We start from the raw sequence: 10,946 nt of genomic DNA, 5'->3' as shown, positions 1-10,946 counted from the left end.
CCCGCTGGCGAAGGTGCCGACGGCATGAAGCGCCTCGGCGCGGTAGACGACGAACATGCCGGGAATGCCCACGAGCCCCGAGGCCGCACCAAGCGCTGGCGAGTAATAGCCGTGCTTGACGATCACCTCGATCAGCCGACCGGCGTCGAACATCGCGCCGCCGGGAGGCAGTGGCACGCCACCAACCGCACCGACCTCAGGATCACCGAAATTCTGCATGGCGAGGGTCAGATTGTCTTCGCCTACCAGCGTATCCGCATCGATCCGCACGATGAAATCGTGGCTCGCCTCAACTACCCCGCGGTTCAGGGCCTCGGCCTTGCCACCGGATGCGACCGTGATGATCCGGACGCTGATCGAGTGGCAGATGGTGGTAACCGCTTGCACCGTCTCGACCGTCTCGTCGGTTGAGGCATCGTCGACGACAATCACCTCGACGGGCGCGCCATAGTGCGCGGCGGCACGATCGATGTACCGGATCGTGTGGCCGATCACATATTCCTCATTGTAGGCGGGAATGACGACCGACAGCGGCGGCCGGAAATCCTCACGCGATCGACGGCGGCGCTCGACAATCCCGATGATGTAAAGCTGCGCGAAGAGCACCAGGAGAAAGAGGATGACGCCCGGCCCAAGGCCGCCCAGCAGCGCTAGGCGGCGCAGTTCGTCGAAGAGCGGGATCTGAGACACAGCCGCCCAGGTGGACGCAACCAGTGCGACCGTTCCCGTTACGCCGAGCCGTAGGAAGGCACGCAGTTGCGGCTGGGTGCCACGCACCACTTCCTCCGGCGACGGCATGGCACCGCGCCGGATGATGACAAAGGCAAAGACGCCCATCCCCGCGAAACCCGCCATCACCTGGATTGCGACCATCGGGAATGGCCTGCCGGTGTAGGTGTACAGCGCGATGCTGCCGGCATCGAGGATGCCGCAGAGCAGGATGAAGCGGAAGCACAGATCAAGACAGAACAGGGTGCGGGCCTTGGCGGTGCCCGAAGTGAAGATCGAGAAAGCGATGAAAAACGACAGCATGAACGTACGGATCGACACCGCACTGATCCCGGTGTGCGGCCCGGCCACGTAATCCCCGACGCTGAAGATCCTGTTGAAATAGCCTAGCTCGAACGCTGAAAGCTGAAGGAGCGACAGGATCGAGAAGGTCAGAAGAAGCGCCGGTGCCTGCAACAGCGACACCGGGTCGGCGAGCCCGCCGGCCAAGCTGTCGGATGATCCGAAACTTGCGCGCTTCCGATCAGACTCCGCTGGCGAGGCATTATCGCGCAGCATCGGCTGTGGCGCGGGGCCGGGCGGTCGCAGACGCGGTCGGCGAGGGTGCTGGAGCGGGCTGAACAATTGCCGGCCGGTTGATCGTGACCAGCAAGGCGACATCGGTATCGCCGAGCGCGGGGCGGGAAGAGAATGGTACCACCCATGCGCCCTCGCGCTCGTCCGTCGGGAAGTACATCAGCCACTGTTGGCCGGTCGGCTGGACGCGACGGATCGCCGCATCCAGGTCACCGGTGATCGCCTGCACCGTGGCGACGGGTTGCGCCCCGCCGAACGTCAGCCCGTCGGGGTGCAGATCAGCCAGCAGCAGCGCAACACTATGAGCTTGCGGGGCGCTGAGTTCGCCCGTCCTGAAGGCAACCGCTGCCTTCGGACCGAGTGCAGCACGCAGCCGCGAAGCCTCCGTCACCAGGCGCTCACCGCCGCCGCGAAGGACGCTGTCGGGGAGCATCTCGGCCGCGATCAGCCGCATCGCGCCGCAGCGTGTCTCGTCGGCCAGCCGCGACGTCAGCGTGATCTCAAGCTCGTTCCGATCGAGATGGTCCGCCGCCGGCAGCGCCAGCGAGTTGGCGAACCGCTCGTCGGTGTCGCCGAGCGCGCGGGTGAGCAGCAGATGATCGTTGAGCGTCACGAACAGCGACGTGCGTGTCCCCGCGACCGGTCCGAGCATCATGCGCAGATCGACGGCGGAGGGTAGCTCGCCACCGGGAAGCTGCGACGCATTGTAGCGGAAGCGCCACGACGTTTCGCGATCAAACCGGCGCGCGCCGGCATTTTCGACCTGGGACACGAGCGGAATGGGATAGCTCAGCTGCTGCAGGCCATCGGGGCGCACCGGCGCACCTTTGGTAATGTCCGCCAGAGACGCCGCGGAAAAACCGCCGTCGCCGAAATAGAGGCCGTAGCCACGCTCGGCGAGGCGAGCGGCGTTGAGCAGCGTTGCGGTATCGGGCGCGGTTGCGCCATTCCACTTCACCGGGATCAGATCGCCCCACAGCGCCAGTCGATCACGGACACTGTCGGGGGCCTTGTCGAGCCGAAGCCGAAGCCCCGTCTCGGGCAGCACCGTCAATACCGCTGCGACCGCCTGGTTCGGGGTGCATTCCGCGAGCGGCCCCTGCCCCACCAGTGCCAGTCGCACGTCGAGCTCCCCGGCCGCCAATTCGGTCGGGGTCAGTTCAACGCGGACGCGCTGGCGAGCAGTGCCGGGCTGCAGGACGGTATCGGCGCGCTTGATTCCGTTGATGGTGACCCGCAGCGCACCCTCGGCGCCGTTCACTGCATCAGCGGAGAAGCTCAGGTCATACGTGCCACTTTCCGGCCGGCTGTCGATCGGGAGTCGGAACTTGGTGCTGGCGTAGGAAGGGAAACCGCTGAGGATCTGCGGGCTTCTGGGATCGACCTGCGCCACGAAGACGCTCTTGCCGTCGGCCTCGACAAACGGGATCGAGCCACGCTCATAATCCTGGAAGATGGGGATGTTCGTACGATTGTTGCGGCCCGTGACCGTATCGAAGACCCCGCTTTGCTCCACCGCCACGAGCAAGCCGACCAGCAGCAGCGCCAACAGGCACAATACCCAGAGTCTCATGCGACCGCTCCCTCGGATTTGCTTTTGCGTTCAGCCTCGGCGCGGTCGAGCCCCGCCTGTTGCGTCCGATTCCAGGCCGAGCGGGCGAGGATCTGGCTGCGATCGATGCGATCGGCGTAACGCGCCGCAATCTCGCTGGTCTCGGTCGTCAGCCCTTCCGACAGGAGGATCGGATCGAGGCCCAGGCCGCGGAACGTGGCGTTGCGCATCTGCAAATCATTCTCGGCGGCCTCGTTGCGTGGGTTCGCAACATGCTCGATCGTCGCCCCAGTTATCCTGGCGACGAGTTCAGCGACCTCCTGGACGCTCTTCGTCTCGGCCACCTGATTGAGGATCTTCACCCGATCGCCGCGCTGGGGCGGGTTGTTGACGGCCAGTTCGATGCAGCGAACGGTATCTTCGATGTGGATGAAGGCACGGGTCTGGCCGCCGGTGCCATGGACCGTCAGCGGATGCCCAATCACCGCCTCCACGAGGAACCGGTTGAGCACCGTTCCATATTCGCCATCATAATCGAACCGGTTGATCAGCGAGGGATGCCGCCGCGTCTCCTTCGTCTGCGTGCCCCACACGATGCCCTGGTGCAGATCGGTGATCCGCAGGCGATCGTTCTCGGCATAATATTGGAAGAGGATCTGATCGATCGACTTGGTGGTGTGATAAACGCTGCCCGGCTGGGTCGGGAACAGGATCTCGCGTTCATGGACGGTGCCGTTCTCGCCCTTCACCGTGACGGGAAGGTAGCCCTCCGGTATCTCGAACCCTGCCCCGCCATAGCCATAGACGCCGGCGGTGCCGAGGTGGACGACGTGACAGTCGAGATCCGCCTCGACCAGGCAGACCAGCAGATTGTGCGTGCCGCGCAGATTGTTGTCGACGGTGTAGCGTTTCTCGACCTGACCACGCATCGAATAAGGTGCGGATCGCTGCTCGGCGAAATGGACCACCGCGTCCGGCCGCTCCACCGCGATGAAGGCGGCGAGCCGGGCAAACTCCTGCGCGATGTCGATATGCTGGTAGCGGATCGTCTTGCCGCTGACTTCGCGCCACGCCTGAAGGCGCGTATCGATCGACGCGATCGGCGTCAGGCTGCGCACGCCCATCTCAGCATCGATGCGGCGCCGCGACAGATTGTCGATGATCACGATCTCGTGACCGAGCGCGGATAGATGGAGCGCGGTGGGCCAGCCACAGAAGCCGTCGCCGCCCAGAACGAAGATCTTCATGATACCCAGTCCACCCTTGTGCCTGTGTGCTGATCGGTGACCGACAAGCAGCCCGTGTTCCACGGCCGCGCATTAATATCTCTACCGAAGGCCAGTAATATTGGGACTTGTACGCGGTCCGGCGTTTCAGTTGTGGGTATGCCGCCGCAACGGGCGCCCGCCGCCGGGCGTCGCTAGGCATTGATACGTATGGTGACGGGGCATCTCGTACCGGAAGATGGCGGCGCCGGTCAGCACTTCAGGTGGTCGCCACCTTTGGCGGTCAGGCCCGAGAGGAAGATCGTGGTTCTCGCGCGTGCCGCGACCGGGAAGCTGCATCGTGAGCCGGCGCCATTTCCAAGAGGCTGCACAGAATGTCTGATCACCATCGGCGGCCTCATCCGTTTCAGTCCGACGCCGATCTCATCAGGCATTCCGACGACCCGATTATCGTGTGGACGATCTCCAATGGCGTGGAGACGTGGAGTGACGGCGCGACGCAGCTTTACGGCTATTCGGAGGAGGAGGCGCTGCATCGCTCGCCCGCCGAACTGCTGGGTACGGACTATCCCGTCCCGTGGGACGAGATACTGAGCGCGCTGCGCACCACGGGGAGCTGGGAAGGCGAGCTTCGCAAGCATGGCAAGGACCGGCGGGAGGTAGTGCTGTGGTCCCGGCTGCGGCTGCTGGTCGACCCCGACGGCACCGAACGCGTGCTGGAGGTCAGCCGCGATATCACCAGCCGCAAGCGGATCGAGGATGCGTTGCGCGCGGCCGAGGCCCGTTTCCGCTCGCTCTACGAGGCGCAGCAGACCGCGCACCTCGTCCTCGCCACCGATTTCACCATCGAGGCAGCGTCGCCCGGCTATCTGCGCGCCACCATGACGCGCGAGGAGGATCTGGTCGGGCGGAACATCTTCGATGCTTTCCCCGAAAACCCCGACGATCCGTTCGCCACTGGCGCGCGCAACCTGCGACGGTCGCTGGAGCGGGTGCTGGAAAGCCGCCGGTCGGACCGGATACCGGTGCAGAAGTTCGACATCAGGAGTGCGGACGGCGCGTTCCACCTCCGCTGGTGGGTGCTGCTCAACATCCCGGTCTTCGCCGCCGATGGGCAGGTGACCAACATCATCAACCAGGTTGAGGATGTGACCGCCGAGATGGAGGAACGGCAGAAGGCGGCCGAGGCGCAGGCGCGCGAGGAACGCTTCCGCACCGTCGTGGAGGCGATCCCCGCGCTGGCGTTCGAGACCGATGCCGCCGGCAGCTACACCTATGTCAACGCGCCCTTTTCGCTGCTCACCGGCATGCCGGGGTCGGCGCTGCTGGGCGACGGCTGGCTCCAGATCGTCCACCCCGACGATCGCGGTGCCGCCGCCGCCGCGTGGCAGGAGGCGGTCGAGCAGGTGCACTTCTACGAAACGGCCTTCCGCATCCGAACCGGCGAGGAAAGCTGGCGCTGGTTCATGGCGCGCGGCAACCCGCTGCGCGACCAGGCGGGCGCGGTTGAGAAGTGGATCGGGATCTGCAATGACATCGACGGCGCGAAGAAGCTGGAGGAGCTCCAGCAGTTGATGATGGGCGAAATCAGCCATCGGGTGAAGAACAGCCTCGCGCTGGTCGCCTCGCTCTTGTCGCTGCAGGCGCGCACCGCGGGCGACGACCTGCGCGCCGCGTTGCAGGATGCCGCGGCGCGGGTGCAGGCGGTGGCGATCGTGCATGACCAATTGTGGCGACAGGCTGATGCCAAGGCGGTCGATCTTGCCGTCTTCCTCCCCAGCCTCGTCCTCGCGGTCGCCCGGACCGCGCCCAGGCATGATACGGTGGTCAGGATCGACCCGGCGCTGGTCTCGGCGAAGATGGCGGTCCCGATCGGGCTGTTCGTCAACGAGCTGGTCACCAACGCGTACAAATATGCCTATGCGGAGGGCAGCGAGGGCGAGGTGCGGGTCATCGGCACGACGATCGGCGAGGAACGCTATCGCCTTGAGGTGGCCGACCAGGGCCGTGGGCTGCCCGAAGCCTTCGATCTCACCCGCGCGACGACCAGCCTCGGGATGCGCGTGATCACCAGCCTCGCGGCGCAGCTCAATGGCGAGCTTGCCGCCGCCTCCGCCGACCCGGGCGCGCAGTTCGTGCTGGAGTTTCCGCTGACGCCGCGGATGGCCGCGGGGCCGGGATGATCCGCCGCGGCCTGCGCGCCGCTATTGCCCGTCCGGCCGGCGCAGGCGCTGGGTCAGCTCCTGCAGCTTCACCAGCGTCACCTCGCTGACGTGATGTTCGATCCCTTCCGAATCGGCATGGGCGACCGCATCGTCCAGCCCCAGCGCGCGGAGGAATTCAAATACGATCCGGTGCCGTTCACGCGAGGCATCGGCGAGCTCGCGCCCGCGGTCAGTGAGGAAGATCGAGCGATAGCGCTTGTTCTCCACCAGCCCGTCCCGGCGCAGCCGCGTGATGACCTTGGAGGCGGTCGCCTGTGATACGCCGAGCCGCTCGGCGACGTCGGTCAGCCGCGCTTCGCCCTGTTCGGCGATGAGGTCGCCGATCAACTCGACATAATCCTCGGAAACTTCGGTGAGATGCGCGGCTCGCGTCTTGCGGAAGGCAGCAGCACGATCGGCGGCGGACAGCGTCATGCCGCCCCCTTAGCCGCTCCCCCGGGAAAATCCCAATCGGAACTTGAACTCGGGCAACGTATTTAGCATCGGCTAACTCCTTTAGCGGGAGGTTTGATGCTTGGTGTGACCTTGGCCCTGGTGTTGGGAGGCGTGGCCGCGGCAGGGGATCCGCAGGGGAGACCGGCAGACACCCCTGCGCCGGGCGCCAGCGACGGCCAGATCGTGGTGACCGGCACACGCACCCCGCGCACCATGCGCGAGGCGCCGGTCAGGACCGATGTGATCGGGGCGGCGGTGCTGGAGCGGTCGGGCGCGCGCAACCTGGCCGACGCACTCGATTTCCTCCCCGCCGCGCGGACGGAGAGCAATTGCCAGAATTGCAACACGACCGAGATCCAGCTGCTCGGCCTGCCCGGCGCGTACAACCAGATCCTGCTCGATGGCCTGCCGCTGATAACCGGCGTCGGCGTGGTCTATGGCGTGGAGCAGATCCCGGCGGTGCTGGTCGACCGGGTTGAGGTGGTGAAGGGCGGCGCGTCGGTCCTCTACGGCCCGGGCGCGGTGGCGGGCGTGGTCAACGTCGTGCCGATGCGCCCTGAAAAGGACGGTGTCCGCGCCGCGCTCGACGTGCAGCGGGTCGACCGGAAGCTCACCGCCTTCGGCTCGCTGCTGGTGGCCAAGACCTTTGCCGGTGGGTTCGTGAACCTCTTCGCGCAGGGCGATCGCAGCCCGGGGATCGACCTCAACGATGATGGCTATACCGAGCTCGCCCGTCGCAAGCTGATCAGCGCGGGCGCGCGCGGCGAATGGGCGGCTGGCGCGGCGACCACCGTCGCGTTCGATTACCAGTTCACGAGCGAGGACCGGCGCGGCGGCAATCTGCTCGACCGCCCGGCGCACCTCGCCAACATCGCCGAACAGATCGACAGCGACGTACATCGCGGCTCGCTCAGCGTCACGCAGCAGCTCGGCGCCGATACGCGGCTGGTCGGCACCTACGCCCTGTCGGTGCTCAACCGGCGCAGCTTCTACGGCGGCCTGGGGGAGGTAGAGACGAACCCGGATGCCCCCGGCTATGACCCGGTCGCGCTGGCGGAAGCGGAGGCGGCCAGCCGCACCCAATATGGCCGCACCAGCGACACCTTCCATTATGGCGAGCTGCGGCTGGAGACGCGCGCGGGCGCGCATGCCTTGCTCGGCGGGGTGCAGATCCGCAGCGAGAAGGTGGTTGATCGCGGTGAGGACGCCGATGGTCGGCGGCTCGCGACGATCGTCGACGACCGCTTCAGCACGCTCGGCGCCTTCGTGCAGGACGAATGGTCGCTCAGCGAGGGCCTGCGCCTCGTGCTGGGGGCGCGGCTCGACAAGAATTCCGAGATCGACGACGTGATCGTCTCGCCGCGCATCGGGCTATGGGCCTCGCCCCGCCCGCAACTGGTGCTGCGCGCCAATTACTCCACCGGCTACCGCGCGCCCGAGGTGTTCAGCGAGGACATTCACGTCGACGTGCTGGGCGCGGAGCCGATCCGCATCGTCAACGCGCCCGGCCTCACCACCGAACATGCGCGCAGTGTCGCGGTCGGCTTCGATTGGCGGCCAACGTGGCGCGACGGCGCCTTCACGCTGGACGGGCAAGCCTATTGGACGCAGCTGCGCGATACCTTTTTCCTCGGCGAGATCCGCGAGCGGGCGGACGGCAGCCTGTTTCGCGTCCGCTCCAACGCCGGGGGCAGCCGCGTGCTGGGCGCGGAAATGAACGCGACCTATCGTTTCACCCCGACGCTGAACGCCAGCATCGGCGGCGCCTATATCGACGCGCGCTACGATGCGGCGCAGGTGATCTTCGACGATGACGCGACGCAGATTGCCACCCGGCGTTACCTGAAATCGCCGCGGCTGACCGGCGTCGGGCAGGTCATGTGGCGCGTTACGCCATCCTTCGACGCCTTTCTCGCGGCGCGCTACACCGGGTCGATGCCGGTGCTGAACAACCGCCTGGCGGAGCTTCGCAACAGCGACCCGTTCCTGGTGTTCGATCTGACCGCGACGCGCCATATTCCGGTGCGCGACGACGGGTCGGAAATCGACGTGACGTTCGGCATCCGCAATCTGACCGACGCCCGCCAGCGCGACCTGGAGGTCGGCGCGGGGCGCGACAGCGACTATGTCTATGGCCCGCGCCTGCCGCGCAACTTCTTCGTGCGGATCAATGCGCGCCTCTAGGCTGCTGCTGCCGCTCTTGGCGTGGCTGGTGATCGGCGCGGGGCCTGACGACACGCTGGCGCGGACCGCCGGCAGCGCGTTCGAGCGGCTCGATCGTGGCCGCGTCACCCGCGCCACCGTGCCTGCGGGCACGCGCATGCTGGCGGTCTATTATGGGGCAAGCTGGTGCGGGCCGTGCCGCGCCTTCGTCCCCGAGCTGATCGCTGCCTATCCCCGGCTGCGCGCGCGCGGCATCGAAATGCTGTTCGTCGGCGATGACGCCAGTTGCGCCGCGACGCTGGACTATGCCCGCACCAGCCGCATGCCGTGGCTGCTGCTGCCGTGCGATCGCGCGCGCCACGCGGTACTTCGCCGGCTGGGCGGAAAGGCGCTGCCCGGCATCGTCGTGCTCGACCGCGCCGGCAGTCCGGTGGCGACCAGCTGGCAGGCGGACGGCAACAGCATGCCGCGCGCGACGCTTCGCCGGCTGCTGGGATCCGCACCCGCCGACAGGTGACTTCCTACCGCCCCCGCTTGGTGCCACACTCCCTTCGACGCTGACGCAGGAACACACCCGGATCGCGGGGAGGTGGGGCGCCGCGACGTGGGAGTGGGGATGATGATGACCGAGGACGTGCTGGAACCCGATCTGCCGATCATCGACCCGCACCACCATCTGTGGGATTTCACCCCGATCCCGCCGCGCGACAGCGACCATCCCTTCGGCGCGATCGTGAAGCAGAGCCCGCGCTACCTGTTCGAGGAGCTGCTGCGCGATTGCCGCCACAGCGGGCACAATGTCATCGGCACCGTCTTCCTCCAGTGCGGCGCCTTCTACCGCGTGGACGGCCCGGCGGAGATGAAGCCGGTGGGCGAGGTGGAATTCGTCAACGGCGTTGCGGCGCGCGCGGCGAGTGGCATCTACGGCCCGTTTCGCGCCTGTGCCGGCATCGTCGGACAGGCCGACCTGACGCTGGGCGCAGGCGTCGGCGCGGTGCTGGATGCGCAGATCGCGGCGGGCAACGGCCGGTTCCGCGGCATCCGCCACATCGGCGCGCATGATACCGACCCGGAAGTGCTCGGCCCGCTCGGCCATGCGCCGCCTGCGCTTTATGCCGATGCCCGCTTTCGCGAGGGGTTTGCCGAACTGGGCAAACGCGGGCTGACGTTCGACGCCTGGGTGCTGGAGCCACAGATCGCCGAGGTGACGGCGCTTGCCCGCGCTTTTTCCGACCAGCCGATCGTGCTCGATCATGTCGGCACGCCATTGGGCCTCGGCGTCTATGCCGGCCGGCACGATGACCGGTTCGCCGCGTGGAAGGGGGCGGTCGAGGAACTCGCGACCTGCCCCAACGTCACGATCAAGCTCGGCGGCCTCGCCATGCCGTTCTGCAAGCTGGGCGAACTGGGCCCGGAGACGCGGACCAGCGCGGCGCGGCTGGCCGATCTGTTCCGCCCCTATGTCGAAACCGCCATCAACGCGTTCGGCGCCCGGCGGGCGATGTTCGAAAGCAACTTCCCGGTCGACCGCTGGGGCGCCGACTACGGTACGCTGTGGAACGCCTTCAAGCTGATCGCGAAGGGCGCCAGCGCGGACGAGAAACGCGAATTGTTCGCCGGCGCTGCCGCACGCTTTTACCGCATCGAGCATCTGCTCGCCTGACAATCCCACCCAGTCGCGCCTATAGCGGCAGCCATGACCGATCGCCTCAAAGTGCTGCTGCAATATGCCCTCCCCAAACAGGGGCTGACGACGCTCGCCGGGCGGGTCGCCGGGATGAAGGGCGGCGCGGTGACGACGCGGCTGATCCGGCTGTTCGCGGCGCGCTACGGTGTCGACATGAGCGAGGCGGCGAACCCCGACGTCGCCGGCTATGCCACGTTCAACGACTTCTTCACCCGCCCGCTGCGCGCCGGCCTCCGCCCGATCGCACAGGCGGATTTCGTCTGTCCGGTCGACGGCGCGATCAGCCAGGGCGACAAGCCAATCCCTGTTGCTGGTGCTGGTGAAGCTCTCACTCAGAGTGGCGACAAAGAACC

The 10,946-nt window shown here is 66.8% G+C and carries 9 protein-coding genes; 5 read left to right on the top strand and 4 right to left on the bottom strand.

From position 1 onward, the window contains the following. From XM50_RS00955 to XM50_RS00945, 3 genes are all read right to left on the bottom strand, one after another. Window positions 1-1,218 (bottom strand): glycosyltransferase family 2 protein (locus XM50_RS00955; RefSeq protein WP_052742325.1); only part of this gene is annotated, 1,218 nt, incomplete at its 3' end. A gap of 55 nt (window positions 1,219-1,273) precedes the next feature. Beyond that, window positions 1,274-2,878 (bottom strand): hypothetical protein, encoded by a 1,605-nt coding sequence (locus tag XM50_RS00950; protein WP_046406628.1) that lies wholly within the window; start codon window positions 2,876-2,878, stop codon window positions 1,274-1,276. Continuing rightward, the gene (locus XM50_RS00945; protein ID WP_046406626.1) at window positions 2,875-4,104 is read right to left on the bottom strand and encodes an NAD-dependent epimerase/dehydratase family protein; all 1,230 of its coding nucleotides are present in this window, start codon (window positions 4,102-4,104) and stop codon (window positions 2,875-2,877) included. Before XM50_RS00945 ends, XM50_RS00950 begins: the two co-directional genes overlap by 4 nt. A 353-nt stretch (window positions 4,105-4,457) precedes the next feature. Here XM50_RS00945 and XM50_RS19020 point away from each other — a divergent pair, with 353 nt between their 5' ends. After that, entirely contained in the window at window positions 4,458-6,266 is a 1,809-nt protein-coding gene (locus XM50_RS19020) for a sensor histidine kinase (protein ID WP_052742324.1), read from the top strand. Between the two features lie 21 nt (window positions 6,267-6,287). Here the strand turns inward: XM50_RS19020 and mntR are convergent, their stop codons facing one another. Continuing rightward, window positions 6,288-6,722, bottom strand: coding sequence for a manganese-binding transcriptional regulator MntR (gene mntR / locus XM50_RS00935; RefSeq protein WP_046406625.1), 435 nt, complete (start codon window positions 6,720-6,722; stop codon window positions 6,288-6,290). A gap of 96 nt (window positions 6,723-6,818) precedes the next feature. Here mntR and XM50_RS00930 point away from each other — a divergent pair, with 96 nt between their 5' ends. The 4 genes from XM50_RS00930 to XM50_RS00915 form a co-directional block, all read left to right on the top strand. After that, window positions 6,819-8,927 (top strand): TonB-dependent receptor plug domain-containing protein, encoded by a 2,109-nt coding sequence (locus XM50_RS00930; RefSeq protein WP_052742321.1) that lies wholly within the window; start codon window positions 6,819-6,821, stop codon window positions 8,925-8,927. After that, a complete protein-coding gene (locus XM50_RS19015) occupies window positions 8,914-9,423 on the top strand; it encodes a thioredoxin family protein (protein WP_052742320.1) in 510 nt (169 codons plus the stop codon). Before XM50_RS00930 ends, XM50_RS19015 begins: the two co-directional genes overlap by 14 nt. 99 nt (window positions 9,424-9,522) lie before the next feature. Beyond that, window positions 9,523-10,569: an amidohydrolase family protein gene (locus XM50_RS00920; RefSeq protein WP_331386550.1), complete on the top strand. Its 1,047-nt coding sequence runs from the start codon at window positions 9,523-9,525 to the stop codon at window positions 10,567-10,569. A gap of 33 nt (window positions 10,570-10,602) precedes the next feature. Next, window positions 10,603-10,946 (top strand): phosphatidylserine decarboxylase (locus tag XM50_RS00915; protein ID WP_046406624.1); only part of this gene is annotated, 344 nt, incomplete at its 3' end.

The organism is Sphingomonas sp. Ag1 (genome assembly GCF_000980895.1).
In the GTDB taxonomy this organism is placed as follows: Bacteria; Pseudomonadota; Alphaproteobacteria; order Sphingomonadales; family Sphingomonadaceae; genus Sphingomonas; species Sphingomonas panaciterrae.
Note: the sequence above shows the minus strand (reverse complement) of the source record. Positions and strands in the feature narration are given on the sequence as shown.

Excerpts from the sequence above, each read along its gene's own strand:
- XM50_RS00950 (WP_046406628.1), bottom strand. The coding sequence starts at position 2,878 with ATGAGACTCTGGGTATTGTGCCTGTTGGCGCTGCTGCTGGTCGGCTTG.
- XM50_RS00945 (WP_046406626.1), bottom strand. The coding sequence starts at position 4,104 with ATGAAGATCTTCGTTCTGGGCGGCGACGGCTTCTGTGGCTGGCCCACC.
- XM50_RS19020 (WP_052742324.1), top strand. The coding sequence starts at position 4,458 with ATGTCTGATCACCATCGGCGGCCTCATCCGTTTCAGTCCGACGCCGAT.
- mntR (WP_046406625.1), bottom strand. The coding sequence starts at position 6,722 with ATGACGCTGTCCGCCGCCGATCGTGCTGCTGCCTTCCGCAAGACGCGA.
- XM50_RS00930 (WP_052742321.1), top strand. The coding sequence starts at position 6,819 with ATGCTTGGTGTGACCTTGGCCCTGGTGTTGGGAGGCGTGGCCGCGGCA.
- XM50_RS19015 (WP_052742320.1), top strand. The coding sequence starts at position 8,914 with ATGCGCGCCTCTAGGCTGCTGCTGCCGCTCTTGGCGTGGCTGGTGATC.
- XM50_RS00920 (WP_331386550.1), top strand. The coding sequence starts at position 9,523 with ATGATGATGACCGAGGACGTGCTGGAACCCGATCTGCCGATCATCGAC.